The sequence below is a fragment of the Rhizobium sp. A37_96 genome (assembly GCF_053521765.1).
Genome location: NZ_JBNWDS010000002.1, coordinates 923,888 through 939,004, shown reverse-complemented (window position 1 = coordinate 939,004; position 15,117 = coordinate 923,888). Strand labels below are relative to the sequence as shown.

16 protein-coding genes are annotated in these 15,117 nt (G+C 61.3%); 5 read left to right on the top strand and 11 right to left on the bottom strand.

The genetic code is table 11. From position 1 onward, the window contains the following. Positions 1-90: 90 nt before the first annotated feature. Positions 91-1,128, bottom strand: coding sequence for a peptidoglycan-binding domain-containing protein (locus tag ACQZ6J_RS11050; RefSeq protein WP_449083986.1), 1,038 nt, complete (start codon positions 1,126-1,128; stop codon positions 91-93). Next, positions 1,100-2,650: a sensor histidine kinase gene (locus tag ACQZ6J_RS11045; protein ID WP_449084170.1), complete on the bottom strand. Its 1,551-nt coding sequence runs from the start codon at positions 2,648-2,650 to the stop codon at positions 1,100-1,102. Before ACQZ6J_RS11045 ends, ACQZ6J_RS11050 begins: the two co-directional genes overlap by 29 nt. Positions 2,651-3,102: 452 nt before the next feature. Between ACQZ6J_RS11045 and ACQZ6J_RS11040 the strand changes: the two genes are divergently transcribed. Beyond that, complete coding sequence (locus ACQZ6J_RS11040) at positions 3,103-3,567, top strand: DUF5330 domain-containing protein (RefSeq protein WP_449083984.1); 465 nt, start codon at positions 3,103-3,105, stop codon at positions 3,565-3,567. A gap of 129 nt (positions 3,568-3,696) precedes the next feature. Beyond that, complete coding sequence (locus tag ACQZ6J_RS11035) at positions 3,697-4,119, top strand: SufE family protein (protein ID WP_163991442.1); 423 nt, start codon at positions 3,697-3,699, stop codon at positions 4,117-4,119. A gap of 72 nt (positions 4,120-4,191) precedes the next feature. Here the strand turns inward: ACQZ6J_RS11035 and ACQZ6J_RS11030 are convergent, their stop codons facing one another. From ACQZ6J_RS11030 to ACQZ6J_RS10995, 8 genes are all read right to left on the bottom strand, one after another. Beyond that, a complete protein-coding gene (locus tag ACQZ6J_RS11030) occupies positions 4,192-4,623 on the bottom strand; it encodes a Ros/MucR family transcriptional regulator (protein WP_047627360.1) in 432 nt (143 codons plus the stop codon). Positions 4,624-5,154: 531 nt separating this feature from the next. Further along, a complete protein-coding gene (mnhG, locus tag ACQZ6J_RS11025; RefSeq protein WP_204326786.1) occupies positions 5,155-5,523 on the bottom strand; it encodes a monovalent cation/H(+) antiporter subunit G in 369 nt (122 codons plus the stop codon). Next, positions 5,520-5,897, bottom strand: a complete 378-nt coding sequence (locus ACQZ6J_RS11020) for a cation:proton antiporter (protein WP_163991444.1) — start codon at positions 5,895-5,897, stop codon at positions 5,520-5,522. Before ACQZ6J_RS11020 ends, mnhG begins: the two co-directional genes overlap by 4 nt. After that, on the bottom strand, positions 5,894-6,367 hold the full coding sequence (locus tag ACQZ6J_RS11015) for a Na+/H+ antiporter subunit E (RefSeq protein WP_449083981.1): 474 nt from the start codon (positions 6,365-6,367) through the stop codon (positions 5,894-5,896). The genes ACQZ6J_RS11020 and ACQZ6J_RS11015 overlap by 4 nt, the downstream gene beginning before the upstream one ends. Beyond that, a complete protein-coding gene (locus ACQZ6J_RS11010; RefSeq protein WP_449083980.1) occupies positions 6,364-7,926 on the bottom strand; it encodes a Na+/H+ antiporter subunit D in 1,563 nt (520 codons plus the stop codon). The genes ACQZ6J_RS11015 and ACQZ6J_RS11010 overlap by 4 nt, the downstream gene beginning before the upstream one ends. A 4-nt stretch (positions 7,927-7,930) precedes the next feature. Beyond that, positions 7,931-8,308 (bottom strand): Na+/H+ antiporter subunit C, encoded by a 378-nt coding sequence (locus ACQZ6J_RS11005; protein WP_163991450.1) that lies wholly within the window; start codon positions 8,306-8,308, stop codon positions 7,931-7,933. Then, complete coding sequence (locus tag ACQZ6J_RS11000; protein ID WP_449083979.1) at positions 8,308-8,727, bottom strand: Na+/H+ antiporter subunit B; 420 nt, start codon at positions 8,725-8,727, stop codon at positions 8,308-8,310. The genes ACQZ6J_RS11005 and ACQZ6J_RS11000 overlap by 1 nt, the downstream gene beginning before the upstream one ends. Then, positions 8,724-11,117: a putative monovalent cation/H+ antiporter subunit A gene (locus ACQZ6J_RS10995; RefSeq protein ID WP_449083977.1), complete on the bottom strand. Its 2,394-nt coding sequence runs from the start codon at positions 11,115-11,117 to the stop codon at positions 8,724-8,726. Before ACQZ6J_RS10995 ends, ACQZ6J_RS11000 begins: the two co-directional genes overlap by 4 nt. 360 nt (positions 11,118-11,477) lie before the next feature. Here ACQZ6J_RS10995 and ACQZ6J_RS10990 point away from each other — a divergent pair, with 360 nt between their 5' ends. Continuing rightward, positions 11,478-11,993, top strand: a complete 516-nt coding sequence (locus tag ACQZ6J_RS10990) for a hypothetical protein (RefSeq protein WP_449083975.1) — start codon at positions 11,478-11,480, stop codon at positions 11,991-11,993. On the opposite strand, the gene trhA is transcribed toward ACQZ6J_RS10990, so the two are convergent. Next, the gene (trhA, locus tag ACQZ6J_RS10985; RefSeq protein ID WP_449083973.1) at positions 11,968-12,636 is read right to left on the bottom strand and encodes a PAQR family membrane homeostasis protein TrhA; all 669 of its coding nucleotides are present in this window, start codon (positions 12,634-12,636) and stop codon (positions 11,968-11,970) included. The genes ACQZ6J_RS10990 and trhA overlap by 26 nt on opposite strands. A gap of 320 nt (positions 12,637-12,956) precedes the next feature. Between trhA and ACQZ6J_RS10980 the strand changes: the two genes are divergently transcribed. Then, positions 12,957-13,823: a VOC family protein gene (locus tag ACQZ6J_RS10980; protein WP_449083971.1), complete on the top strand. Its 867-nt coding sequence runs from the start codon at positions 12,957-12,959 to the stop codon at positions 13,821-13,823. 107 nt (positions 13,824-13,930) lie between these two features. After that, entirely contained in the window at positions 13,931-15,100 is a 1,170-nt protein-coding gene (locus ACQZ6J_RS10975) for an AI-2E family transporter (protein ID WP_449083969.1), read from the top strand. The last annotated feature ends 17 nt before the right edge of the window (positions 15,101-15,117 follow it).

The window sequence follows — 15,117 nt, the reverse complement described above, 5'->3', positions numbered from 1 at the left end:
GCCGTAAAGCGCTCGGCAATCCTCAGGTCGAACCCTGCGCTTCAGGTTCCCTGATCTACGGCATGTCATGCAAAGCTCTGCGCGGCATCGTCAAAGCGCGCCGATATCCTGCAGCTTCCTGAGAACCGCCATGTTCGGCTCCCCGGTTTCCGGCAGGCGATAGTGCTTCTGGAACCGGCGGATGGCCGCTTTCGTCTGCTCTCCGGCAACCCCGTCGATGCTGACATTGCTGTAGGCAATGTTGCTGAGGCCCTTCTGGATCTGCATGACGATGTTGACCTTGTCGACCGCATCGCTCGGCCCAGCCTTCGCCGCAACGGCACCGGTCCTCAGGTTCTTGTCGGCATTCTGGATGGCGGCCGCGACCGGGTCTATGGCATCGGCCGTGGCGGAAACGTTGACAGGGCGCTCGGCAGGGACGGCGGCGGCCGTGCTGGTCCTGCCAGTCGCAGGCGGGGCGCTGGCGGCATTGCTGGCCTTCAGAGCCGCCAGAAGCTCCGGCGTCGGCACACCGGTCTGCGCCAGGCCGGACGCTTCCTGGAAGAAGAGAATGGCTGATGTCGTGCGCGACCCCGGCTTTCCATCGGCGGCGCCGTCATAGAGGCCGTGACGGATGAGCTCGGCCTGCACGTCGGCGACCAGCTTCGATGGAGCGGCGGACGGCTGCGTCGCGGCCGGGTTTGCAGGCTGTCCCGCCAGCGCGGGCGTTGCGGGATCGGAGACCGAATCCTGCCTTTCGATCCGGAAGGTGGTGACGTTGCCGGCATCGGCCTGCTGCGCATGCAGGAAGGATTTTCGACCGGGAATCTGGTAGGGCGAGCCGGGATCGCGGGTGCGCAGAATGGGCGACGGATGCGTGCCCGTCTGATACCAGAGCGCGTTGGCGGTCACGAAGCCGAAAATTCCGAAGAAGAGAGCGACACCGCCGACAATGGCGGGATGGCGGCCGACCGCGCCGCCGACAAGACCCGCGAGCGCACCCACGCCGCGAAGACCAAGGCCGCCCAGCGCAGTGCTGCCGCGCAGGCTCAGGCTGCCCAGGGCAACCGCTCCACGGGAAGCGAGGCCGGGCTGCTTGCGCTTGCCCTTTCCTCTTCCCTTAGGCGATTTTCGCTTTTGCGGGGCCATTCATCCCTTCCTTGTTTCGCCCTTCATCTATCTCCACAGTATGTTTCAGGCGCGGCGGAAAATCGACAGTGCGATTGACATCCACAGGCTGCATCGCCGCGACACCGGAGCCGTCGAATGGAATCAAGATGGTAATGACCGTGCCCTCGCCCGGCGCACTGGCAATGGAAAAGCTTCCGCCGTGCAGGCCGACGAGACCCTTGACCAGCGACAGGCCGAGACCGGTGCCGGCGTACCGGCGGGTATAATCGTTCTGGATCTGCACGAATGGCTGCCCCAGTGAGGCCAGCCGCTCGCTTGCAATCCCGATCCCGGTATCGCCGATCGACAGCTTCAGCATGCCATCCGTCAGAGCCGCATCGATGGTGATCGCGCCGCCGGTGTCGGTGAACTTGATGGCGTTGCCGACGAGGTTGATGAGGATCTGCTGCAGGGCCCGCTGGTCGGCGACAATGTCACCGAGACCGCGCTGGATGCGGCTCGTCAGGGTCAGCCCTTTTTCCTTCGCCTGCAGGCCCAGCATGGCTTCGCAGGTTGAGATCGAATCTTCGATCGAGAAGGATTCGAGCAGCAGCTCATAGCGACCTGCCTCGATCTTGCTCATGTCGAGCATGGTGTTGACCACCGACAGCAGATGCGCACCCGACTGGCGGATCAGGCCGACATATTCGCGCTGGCGGTCGTTTTCCAGCTTGCCGAAATATTCGCCGCTGAGAATATCCGAGAAGCCGAGGATCGCATTGAGCGGGGTGCGCAGTTCATGGCTGACGGCGGCCAGGAAACGCGACTTGGCGTCATTGGCCGATTCCGCCTCGGCGGTCTTGCGCGCCGCGTCCTCGCGAAGCTTCTGATCCTGTGAAATATCGCGCAGCTGGGCGATGATCGCCGTCAGGCGCCCCTCGCCGTCCCGACGGGCGGTCAGCTCCATGCGAATATGGACGAACTGTTCGTCGCCGCCAACGACCGCGGACCGCTCCAGGCGCAAATCGGCGCCATAGGCATCCCTGCCCTGGCGCAGCACATCGATCGCCTGCAGGAAGACGATTCTGTCGGAAACGTGGATCTGCTCGACGAAGCCGCGCCCCGTCGGATCGTGCATCCAGCTGAGGAATTCCGCGCGATCGCGACCGCCGACGGTGGTCACGTTGCCTTGGGGATCGAGCAGCAGAACGAGACCGAATGCGGCTTCGAGCATAAGATCCCGATGCTCGACAACGACGGCCTCCGGCGAACGGGCGAGTGGCCGCTGGCGCGACAGCGCGATGCTGCCGACGGCCGAAAACAGGAAGCCGGCGCAAACGGTGGCCACGCCGGCAGGCAGGGCAACCGCGGGGCTGGTGATGAAAGAAAGCCCGGCCGGAACGACGAAGAGCGCGACCGAGGAGATGAGCGCGAGCCGGCGCAAGATCGCCAGCTCCTGTCCACGGACCTTGCCATTGCCGCTCGTCCGGGAGAGCCAGCTTTGGCCCACACGGTCAACGAGGGCTGCGGCCCCGACAGAAATGTCACTCAATACGCGCACACGACTATCCGTCAAAACGGTCTCTTATTGGACTGCACAATAGGCCTTGCGGACTTAAGGAAAGAATAAAGACAGAACGGGCCGGCCGGCCGAAAAGGCGGCAAAATCCCGTTTTGGCGCAGAAAGCGGGACCTTTGTTTTTTGTGGTTAACAGCGGGTAAGCAACGGATTTTATTCGTATTTCCGTCACTCGTTAACTTTTGCGGCAAAGCCATCCGCCGCAAAGCCCTGCTTATCAACAGCATCGAGCGAGACATGCTTAACATCAATCGCTACAATTTGAACCAAATGCTGCTCAAAGTCGGAAAGCTAAAATTTGAATCAAAATTGCCGAAAATGCCGCCGAGTTTTGAAAAGCGCTGTTGTCCTCTGCCGGATAGGGTTCGAACCAGATCGGACAAGCAAGTCCGAATCGGCGAGCGAGCCGAGCGACGAAGAGGATGGGCTAGGCAATGTGGTTTCTGATTAGAACAGGGTTCTGGTTTTCGCTGGTTCTCATGTTTCTGCCGATCTTTGCGAAGCCCGAGGGCGCCCCGCGGCCGGCCAGCGAAACGACGCTACAGGTTTCCGACGCAATTTCAGCCGCTTCCGGCGTCGTTCAATATGTCGGCGCCATGTGCAGCGAAAAGCCGGACGTCTGCGTGAAGGGTGGCGAAACGCTGACCGCTCTCGGCAATCAAGTCGGCGACGGTGCTCGCGTCGCCTACGATATGCTCGGCCGTCACTTCAAGGATCAGCCCTCAAACCTCCAGGCCGACGCAGCAACTGTACAAGCAAACACCGCCCAGGTTGCCGCGCTGGTCCAGCCGATGCCGGCCAAGCGCGTGATCGGCACGGAAACGGCCGATGTCGTCATCACCGGCACCGTCAAGCTGCCATCCTCCATTCCGCTGCCGATGCCCCGTCCGCGCAGCTAAGACTTCTTCATTGGCCCAACTTCAGCGCCGCAGACCTGTCGATGGTCGGCGGCGTTCTTTATTGTCGCGGGTTCAAATCGCGCGTCGTTTGGCCTATATCCAACACAATGGACAATCTGGACTGTTGCAATGACATCGCTTGACAAGATCATCGAGGACTTTTCCTTCCTGGACGAGTGGGAGGATCGCTATCGCTACGTGATCGAACTCGGCAAGGAGCTGCCTGACCTGCCCGAGGACAAGCGGACGCTGCAAAACAAGGTGCAGGGCTGCGCCAGCCAAGTCTGGCTCGTAACCCATGCCTCCGGCAACCCTGAAAACCCGATATTGACCTTTGAAGGCGATTCCGACGCGCATATCGTGCGCGGGCTGGTGGCGATCGTGCTTGCCACCTATTCAGGAAAACCGGCTTCGGAAATCGCTGCCCTCGATGCGCTCGACGTATTCGGTAAGATCGGCCTGGTCGAACACCTCTCCTCGCAGAGGGCGAATGGATTGCGTTCGATGATCAAACGCATTCGCGAGGAAGCCCGGATCAGGGCGGCTGCCTAATTTTGCAAAAGCAGCGGTAAGACAAAACCCGGCTCGAAAGCCGGGTTTTTCTTTAGCTCAACGGTGGAACTCTCAGCGGCTGCCACGCTTGCGGCGCTGACCGAGGCCCATTTCCTTTGCAAGGCGCGAACGCGCTTCGGCATAGGCGGGCGCCACCATCGGATAGTCGGCGGCCAGATCCCATTTCTCGCGATATTCTTCCGGCGAGAGACCATGGTGGGTCATGAGATGGCGCTTCAGCGACTTGAAGCTGCCACCACATTCCAGGCAAGTGATCTGGTCATCCTGCACGGATTTACGGACGGATACGGCCGGCTTCTGCTTTTCGACCACGGTTACGGCAGGAGCCGGAGCCGAGGTGTTGCTCAAGGCGGAATGTACGTCGGAAATCAAGTTCGGAAGGTCGCTGACCGGTACGACATGGTTGCTGACATAGGCCGCTACGATGTCGGCAGTCAGTTCAACCAGTAACTCCTGCCCGTTGCCAAGGGCCGCATCTGTCATTGTGTTCTCCTGTTCATCGGCTTGCTTGCTGCGCCGCGCCTCCGCGGAGCGCGCAGGGCACAACGTTGCTATATGATCTGCGCTTGGCTACGGAAATCTGTTGATTTCGATGTTTCCCAGCGCCGGGCAATTCGCGCGAACGTATTGCTCGTATTCGTAGCAGCCATCAGCAAGAAAACGGTGCATAACGCCACATTTCTTACTGCATGAAATCCACCCCTAGATCTCATGCAAGGGAAAAACCGCCTCTTGCCGCCCGATGTCAGAATTAGCGACCACGATAGCGATCTTTAATCGCTTACCGGAAGAAAGTTTTGCTCAGCTTTTCATCAAAGAAAGATAAAAGCATCGAGAGCTTAAACCCGGTCGAGACTAACTCAACATCAGAACTCTACTTGAATCTGAATTAGCACTCTTTACCCAAATGTCCAGTTTTTAATCCCGACATTTCTTTGCAAAAAATTCATCTACTAAAAAATAGATAACTAATAACGCGAATAGCTATTCCTTCCTTAACAATCTGCGCGTTTGTTAGCCCCTTTTTCTATACCCGCCTTTCGCGATTCGCTCCCGCTGCAGCAATTCATCTCGCACCGAAGGCGGCGTCAACCGATGTCCGGCCTTGTGAGCGGCCCGTGCGAGAAGATGCGCCGAAATCGGTGCCGTCAGCACGAAAAAGACGAATCCTGCCAGTGCTCGTGCCAATATCGACAAGTCCTGCGAGTGAATACCGACTGCAAGTAGCAATAGGCCGGAACCGACCGTACCCGCCTTCGAAGCCGCATGCATGCGGCTGTAGAGGTCAGGCAGACGAACGATGCCGATCGCGGCAATGAGCGAGAACAACGCACCTGCCAGCAGGAGCAACGTTACTATGACGGCCCAAAGCATATCCATCATTGCCCGCCCTTCTGTCGCTTGTTGCGTTTGTGCGCCTTCCTCTCCTTCGGGACACGGTCGTTGTCGTGGCCGGAAACCATTGGCTTCGGGGCATCGGATGGCGCCTGCGTCAGTATAAACCGGGCGAAGGCGACGGTGGCGAGAAAGCCGACAAGGCCCAGCGAAATGGCGATATCGATATAGAGCGTGAAGCCGGTCTTGATGGCGATGACGGCAATGAAGCCGATGGCGATCGCCACCAGCATGTCGAGCGCCAGAACCCGGTCCGGCAAGGTCGGACCGGCCACGACGCGATAGACCGTAAGCAGGAAGGCAATACTTAGAATTCCGAGTGCCACCATTGCGGCGGCCGAAACGACGGAAGCCGCGATCATCGGAAAGCCTCCAGGATCCGCCGTTCGAAGCCGTCGGCTATGCCGCGCCGGATGGCGTCCGGATCGGAACAATCGAGCGCGTGAACATAGAGCGTCTTGCGGTCATCGGAGACGTCGACGGACAGCGTGCCGGGCGTCAGGGTGATGAGATTGGCCAGCAGCGTGATTTCGAAATCGCGGTCCACCGTCAGCGCAAAGGCAAAAATGCCAGGCTTCACATCCATTTTCGGGCTCATGACGGCGACGGCAACCGCCCAGGCCGATTTGGCGAGCTCGCACACGAAGAGCAGCAGAAGCGCAAGAATCCGTCGGACGCGTCCGAGGTAGAGCACGCCGCCATAGGATGAACGAACAATCGCCAGCGCGATCGCCGCGAGGATAAAGCCGAACAGCAGATTGAGGAAGGAAGCGCTGCCGGTGATGGCGACCCAGACGACGGCAAGCAGCAGATTGAAAACGAACAGGATCATTGGGCGCCTCCCGCCGTGGGAAAGACGGAGCGAAGATAGGCCGACGGCTGTTCGAGACCGGCAGCGGCCGCCTGCGTCAGGCGCAGGAGCGGTTCCGGAAACAGGCCGAAGCCCACGACAAGCACGGAAAGGGCAAGAAGCGGCAGTGCCGCCTGCCATGTGATCGGCCCCGCCACCATGGCGTTGCCTGCCGACGGGCGCCAGTAGGCCAGCAGGAACACTCGCCCGAAGACGATCGTCGTCAAGAAACCGGTCAGGAGGATTGTTGCCGCGAGCGACCAGGCGCCGGACGCAAGCGCCGCCTTGACCAGCACGACCTTGGGCCAGAAACCGGAAAAGGGCGGCAAGCCGCTGACCGCAAAGAACAGCACCAGCGAAAGGCCGGCAAACCAGCCGCTGCGCCGATAGAGCCCGCCGAGGGCCGCGAGCGAAAAGCTGCCGCAGAGCCGCGCCGCCTGTCCCGCCAGCAGGTAAAGCGCGGTCATCAGCACCATCGAATGAAGCGCATAGAAGATAGCGCCGCTGAGGCCATCGGCATTGCCGAGGGCGACCCCTGCCAGCATCGTGCCGATGCCTGAGATGACCACATAGCCGAGCATACGCCGGATATCGTTGGCCCCGAGCGCGCCGACCACGCCGACAAGCATGGTGGCGATGGCGACGATTGCCACGAGCGGCCCAAGCCCCGCCCGTTCGACGGGCAGCAGCATGACCAGAACCCGGATGAGCGCATAGATGCCGACCTTCGTCAGCAGGCCCGCGAACAGGGCGGACACGGTGACACGCGGCGTATGATAGGAGGCCGGAAGCCAGAAATTGACCGGAAAGGCAGCCGCCTTCATGCCGAAGGCCAGGAAGAAGAGGCCGGCAAGCGTCATCATCGGCGCCGTATGGTCACTCGTCCTCGCCTTCACGGCGATATCGGCCATGTTGAGCGTGCCGAAGACGGCATAGAGATAGCCGACGGAAACGAGAAAGAGCGTGGTGGCGATGAGATTGAGCACCGCATATTTCAGCGCACCGTCGATCTGCTCCGGCTCCGAACCGAGGATCAGCAGCCCGAAGGACGAGATCAGCAGCACCTCGAACCAGACATAGAGATTGAAGACGTCGCCCGTCAGAAAGGCGCCGCTAACGCCGGCCAGCAGCAGCATCAGGAAAGGAAAGAAGCCGTATCGCCGGCCGCTCACGCTGATTTCGCCGAGCGAATAGACACTTGCCGCCAGCGCCACGACAGCAGCCGTCAAAGCCATGAGCGCGCCGAAGATATCGACGCTGAAGGCGATGCCGAACGGCGGAAGCCATCGCCCCATGACCATGGTCACGGCTCCGTCGCCGACGACCTTGCAGAGCAGGACGACGTCGATCAGCACGAGCACCACGAGGCCGGGTATGGCGATCCAGGCATGCCACTCCGTGCGGTTTCGCAGCATCAGAAGCAGAGCGCCAAGACCGATGCACAGGGCGACCGGCAGGATGACCAGCCAATGCCCCATCGGCACAGGTGCGGCGACGAGCGCGGCGGAGAGGTCGACTGCGGTATCGGTCGGGCTGGCCATGGCGTCAGTATCCCAAGGGCGGCAAAGGCCGCTCGTCCGGTTCCGCCACCAGCATATCGCCTGTGTCGTCCGTCTTGAGATCCTGATAGGCGCGGTAGGTCAGGACGAGCAGAAAGGCGAGGAACGAGAAGGAAATGACGATCGCCGTCAGGATCAATGCCTGCGGCAACGGATTGGCGGCAGCGTTATCGAGCGTGCTCGCTCCCTTCCGGATGATGGGCGGCACTTCGGGCGTGATCCGGCCGGCGGTAAACAGCAGGAGATTGACGGCATTGCCGAGGATGGCGATGCCCAGCATGATGCGGATCGAGAATCTCGACAGCATCAGATAGATCGCGGCGGTAAAGAAGATGCCGACGACGACGGCAAAGACGGCCTCCATCAATCCACCTCCCGCTCTTCGAGCGCAAGCGCGATCGATGTGATGGCCCCGACGACGACCAGATAGACGCCGATATCGAACAGCATGACAGTGGAAAGCGCCAGCTCGATGCCGAACAGGTGCGGATAGATCCACAGACCCGTCATGAACGGCACGCCGGCAAAGACGGATAGAAAGCCCGCGACGGTCGAGGCCAACAGGCCGAAGCCGGCAATCGCCAGCGGATGAAAGACGATTGCGCGCCGGACGGCAGTCACGCCGCAGGCGATGCCATAGATCGCCAGCGCCGAGGCCGCTATCAAGCCGCCGATGAAGCCGCCGCCGGGCTCATTGTGGCCGCGCAGCAGCACGAAGACGGAGAAGAGCAGCATCAGGGCGGTCAGGAACGGTGCGGCGGTGCGGAAGATCAGCGTATTCATGTGCGCTCGGCCTCCATTCCCTTGCCAAGACCAGGCTTTTCCTCAAGATCGGGGTCGTTCGCCGCAAGCTTGCGCTCGCCACCGGCGCGGATGCGGATCAACGCCAGTATCGCCAGGCCTGTGATGGCGACGACGGCGATCTCGCCCAGCGTGTCCGTGCCGCGGAAATCGACGATGATGACATTCACCACATTGTCGCCATGCGCGATCAGCTTCGAATATTGATTGAAGAAGGCGGTCAGCGTCAGGTCGAACGGCGACTGGGTCGCCTTCAGCAGGAGAAGCGAAAAGCCGATGCCGCAGGCAATGGCGAGCATGGCATGGGCGATCCTCGTCAGCGGCGGACGACGATCGGACGGCGAAAGGCGCAGGCGTGTCATCACCAGCGCCAGGATCACGACCGAAAGGGTCTCGACCATGAACTGGGTAAAGGACAGATCCGGGGCGCCGAACAACAGGAAGATCAGAGCGACTGCAAAGCCCTGGATGCCAAGCGAAACGATCGCCGTCAGCCGGTCCCGGGCAAACACGACCGCGGCCACGCCGACGATGGCGATCAGGAAGATCGTCGCCTCATGCCATTGCAGGTTCGGCCATGCAGGCACGGCAGGCAGTTCGCCGTGGATCATGAGAGGGATCAGCAGCATCGCCGCCAGGCAGACGAAGGTGACGGTAACATAGATTTCCAGCCGGCCGGGCTGCAGCAGACGCGATACCGCGTGCGACAGCTGCACCAGACCGGAGACGAAGCCATCGAAACCGCGATCCGGCCCCGGCCCGAGGGAGCGCAGGACGACGGACATCAAGAAGCGGGCGCGATCGAGCTGCCGGTAAACGACAATGCCGATCAGCACGGTCACCAGCGAAAGCGCCAGGGGCAAGCCGATATGCGGGACCAGCGAAACCGATATCGCCAGTCCCTTGCCGCCGACGGCGCTCGCCATCGGCGAGGAGAGATAGCCATGCCACGGGCCCGAGAAAAAGGCCGACAGAATGCCGAGCAGAGCGAGCACCACCGGCCCGAGCCAGAGCAAGGGCGGCGCTTCGTGCGGATGACGCGGCGTCTCGGTCTGTGGCCCGACAAAGGGCTTCAACGCCACGGCAAAGGCGATGGCGAACATCAGCGCATTGCCGGCCACGACGATGACCGTCAGGACGATCGCACCCGGCGATGCCTGTGCCAGCGAGGCATAGATCTCTTCCTTGGCAAGAAATCCGAAGGCAGGCGGCAAGCCGCCCATCGAGACAGCGGCGAGCAGGGCTGCCGCAAAGGTCAGCGGCATGGCGGAGCGCAGGCCGCCCAGCCGGGTGATGTCGCGCGTTCCCGTCTCGTGATCGACGATGCCGGCGACCATGAACAGCGCGCCCTTGAACAGCGAATGCGCCACCAGATAAAGGACGGCGGCTTCAACTGCGTAATCCGTGCCGAAGCCGGTCAGCAGCACGAGCAGGCCGAGAGAAGAAACCGTCGTGTAAGCGAGCTTCAGCTTCAAATCGGTCTGGCGGATCGCAAGCAGGGTTCCGACCAGCAGCGTCACGGCGCCAAAGACCGGCAGGATGGTGTGCCAGGCCACCGTACCGCCCATGACCGGATTGAGCCGCATCAGCAGATAGACGCCAGCCTTCACCATGGTTGCCGAGTGGAGATAGGCCGATACCGGGGTCGGCGCTTCCATGGCGTTCGGCAGCCAGAAATGAAACGGAAATTGCGCCGACTTGGTGAACGCACCACCAAGAACGAGGATCAGCGCGGCAAGATAGAGCGGGCTGGCGCGCAAGACATCGCCGGCCTTCAGGAGCTCGGACATCGAGCCGATGCCGGTGATCTGCCAGATCAGCAGCAGGCCCGCGAGCAGCAGCAGCCCTCCTCCTCCGGTCACCACCAGCGCCTGCAATGCCGCCCGTCGCGATGCCTCTCTTTGATGATCGAAGCCGATCAGGAGGAAGGAGGTGATCGAGGTCAGCTCCCAAAAGACGAAGAGCGTCAGAAAGCTGTCCGAAACGACAAGGCCCAGCATCGATCCCATGAAGAGGAAGATGAAGGAGAAGAAGCGGCCGAGATCGGGGTGCCCTTTCAGATAGCCCCCGGCATAAAGGACGATCAGCGTACCGATGCCGGTGATGAGCAGAGCAAAGGTCAGCGAAAGGCCGTCGAGCATCCAGGAGAAGCGCAAATCCAGGCTCGGCACCCAGTCGAAACCGCCATGCTCAAGCTGCCCGTCCGCGATGGCGGGAAGAAATCCAAAAAAATGGAGAAAGGCGAGAGCGGGAAGCAACGCCAAGGGCCAAGCCGCATTGTGACCCAGCCGCCGAACGGCGACAGGCGCGATCAGCGCGCCCAAAAAAGGCAGACATAGAGCCAGGAACGTCAGGCCCGCGGCGGCGGCCATATATCCCCCCTGCTGAACGATCACGCGGAATCCGGCAAGGCCGGAGCGGTGTCAAAGGGATAGGCGAAAGGGCACACCGTCTCAAGGCCTGGACGAGGAAAACCGGTCGTAAACCACCGAAATCGGCACTCCATGGGTGTACCGTCAAGGGTTATGGGATATCGCCGGGCGATTCAGACGTCGGCCCGCCCTTCCGGGCGTCATAAACGCATAGACGACATTGCCAATCCTGCATGGCTCGCAATGAAGCTGTAACGAATTCGAGCTAATTTGCGTTAGCCGTTCGAATAGTGTTGGAATTTTCGCTGAAAAATGCGCTATTCTTGATCGGTTTGCAGCTCCAGCCTCCCGGAAACCGCAATGCTCGCCCGCCTGCTCGCCCTCCTGCTTCTTTCGCCGACCTCGGCCCTCGCCGCGGACTGGTGGTCCTATGACGATGCAGGCCTCGGCTATGCGATCGAGCTGCCGTCGGAATTCCACCTTGCCGCCCCTGCCGACGACGCCAACCGGCTCTCGCTGTGGCCGGCAGACCGGTCCGCGAGCCTGCAGGTTTTCGGCACCGTCGTCGCCAATGGCGACTTCACGACCGAAGCAAACGGGCGCGTAGCCCTCGCCAGGGATGAAGGCTGGAAGATTTCCTACGCCAAATCGAATTCGCGCGGCATCAGCTTTTCCGGCACCAGGCAAGGCCGCATCGTCTATGTGCGCGGCGTCGCGCTTTGCAACGGGGCCGCCGCCTTCTTCCAGATGGACTATTCGAAAACGGATATGCAGCGCTATGACGCCATCGTCATGCGCCTGGTACGCAGCCTGCGCTCGACCAGAAAATGCACGCCGACGGCACAGATCGTCAAAAGTTTTCCGGCGACAGGCTGAAGCAGGTCAGCACGGCCGAATAATGCACTGCGGCGGCGGCGATGACGAAGCCGTGCCAGATCGCATTCTGGAAGCGCAGCTTTTCCCAGACATGAAAGATCACGCCGAGCGAATAGATGACGCCGCCGATGACGATGAGCAGCAGGGACGCGAACGGAATGTAGTCCGAGATCGGCTTGGCGACGAGGACGCCGCTCCAGCCCATCGCCAGATAGAGCAGAATCGCCAGCCGATCGTAACGCCCGGGAAAGAGACACTTCAGGACGATACCGAAGGCGGCAAAAACCCAGACGGCAATCAGCACGCCAAGCAGCAACGGATCCTCGGCCCCTCGCTCGAGAAAGGGCGTGTAGGTGGCGGCAATCAGGACGTAAATGAAGGAGTGGTCGAAGCGCCGGAGAAACCATTTCGTCCGGGATACGGGCCAGAGATTGTAGGTGAAGGACATTCCGAGCGTCAGCACCAGGCCGACGCCGTAAATCCAGGCGGCGGCCATGCCGCCATAGGAACTCCAGACCGTCGCGTAAAAGATCAGCACGGTCGCGCCGATCAGCGCGAAGACCACGCCGACGCCATTGACGATGCTATCGGCAATGATCTCATATCGGTCGTAGGCCCACCGGATGCCTCTGTATTCGGTCATTTCGCCCGGTTCCGTTTCCGTGTAAGTTCGATCCTTGCACCGGAACGGCAAGGACGCAACTGCGCCAAACGCGCGCATCGATCAATCTTCGTGAACGGATGCGCCTCTCTCGCCCGTCAATGGAAAGCGAACGCTCAATCCGCAATTTATAGTCTTCTGTGAACAATCGAAATCCGCCATATGAATATGCAAGTACAGCGGGCCAGAGGATATCGAAAAGGCATATCAACCGGCAAAAACCCTCCCGCCCGCCTCTGGCGGCCACAGTGCCGCCAACGCCGGTTGCCTTTTTCAAGACTATCGAGGTTGGAACTGACCATATGACCGAAACCGCCCCTTCCTACGCACTGACCCGCCCGGCCTATGTCGGCCAATCGCATCTCGTCGTCACCGACCTGCCGCAGGTCTCGCGCTTCTATCAGGACATGCTGGGCCTGAAGGTGATCGAAAAAACGGCAAGCGGCGAGGTTCTGGGCGTTGCCGGCCATCCCCTCCTGACGCTGACGACGGACCGGGCCGCGACGCGCGCGCCGAGCACGGCCGCCGGCCTGTTCCATACCGCCTTCCTGCTGCCGAGCCGCGCCGAACTCGCGCGCTGGCTTCGCCATGCCGCGCATAACAACGTGGTGCTCGACGGCGCATCGGATCATATCGTCAGCGAAGCCATTTATCTGTCGGACCCCGAGGGTAACGGCATCGAGATCTATGCCGACCGGCCACACGAGGAATGGACGTTCCACGATGACGGCACGGTCGAGATGGCCACGCTGCGGCTCGATCTGCAGAGGCTTTACGAGAGCGCCCCGCAAGATCGCTGGGACGGCTTGGCGGAAGGCTCGGCCATCGGCCACATCCACCTGCAGGTCGGCGATGTCGCCGAAGCCAACGCCTTCTATCGCGACGTGCTCGGCATGAAGGTCATGGCCGCGCGCTATCCCGGCGCGACCTTCCTTGCGACCGGCGGCTACCACCATCATCTCGGCGCCAACACCTGGAACAGCCGCGGCGCGGGCGTGCGCTCCGAGCACATGACCGGCCTTTCCGACTATACGCTGCGCTTCAACGACAAGGCCGCGCTCGACAAGGCCGTCGCCGCCCTGGAGCAGCACGAGATCAAGACCGAGAAGCGCGACGGCGGCGTATCGTTGCGAGACCCCTGGGGCATCGGGCTGAATCTCATCGCCTGAGCCTGCTTCTTGCCGATTATCGGACTTAAAGAGACCCGTTGCGGAACCGCAACGGGCTTTTCGCGTTTGAGTAGCGAGGTAATTCTGCCTTCGGGGACGTTCTGGGCATGGAATTCGACAAGATCGCTGCCGGCCGGCCGGATGCTGCAAGAGCGCAGGACGCTGGCGCAGGCTCCGCCAGAAACATGTCGCGTACGCTCGGCGACGAAGCGGAGAACCTCGACCTCTCCGATGAAGCCGGCCGAGCCAAGCTCGGCACGGCTTCCGCCTGGGCCACCATAGGCATCTTCCTCATACTGGCGCTCGCCGGCGTCTACATGATGTCCATCATCCTCATTCCTGTGACGCTCGCCATCGTCGTCGGCATGATCCTCGGCCTTGCGGCGGAGAAGCTGAGCAAGCTCGGCGTGCCCCGCATCCTGAATGCCGTTCTCCTGTCGTCGGCCGTGGCGCTGGTGATCTTCCTTATCATCAATGCGCTCGCCGGGCCGGTGGCCAAGCTCGCCCAGGAAGCGCCGGACTTCTTCCAGCGCACCTCGGATCGGCTGATGCCCTATCTCGATCGGTTCAAATGGCTGCACATTTCGCCCGAGACCCTTCAAGGTGGCTCGATGTCGGCCAGCACCCTGCTGGAAAACAGCGGCAATGTGCTGCATGTCGTATCCAACAGCCTGACGCCGGCGATCGTGCAGATCCTGATCTTCTTTGCGGCGCTGCTGCTGTTTCTCGCCGGCCGGATCAGCTTGCGCAAGACGATCATCATGACCTTCTCCAGCCGGACATCGCGGCTGACGGCGATCCGCATCATCAATGCGGTGGAACGGGTGCTCGGCTTCTATTTCGCGACCGCATCGCTGATCTATGCCGGCATCGGCGTCGCGATGACGATCATCGCCTATGTCGGCGGCATGAGCGTGCCGCTGCTATGGGGCGTTTTCGCCTTCGTCGCCAGCTTCATTCCATTCCTTGGGGTCACGACGATGACGATCGCGCTGGCCATCGCCGGCATCATTACCCATTCCGACATCATCTTCGCCCTCGCGCCGGCGGCGGCATTCTTCGCTGTGCACATGGCGGTCGAAAACCTCGTCTTTCCCGCGATCATGGGCCGCCAGTGGGAGCTCAATCCCTTCGTCGTCTTCCTTGCCATCATCTTCTGGACATGGATGTGGGGCGCCGTCGGCGCCATGCTGGCTCTGCCCTTGTCGCTGATCGTCATGGCCGTCGTCGACGAGCTTTTCATCGAGGAAAAGACCCAGCCGCAATTGCCGGGCTAGCCGTTCCGATCACGCGG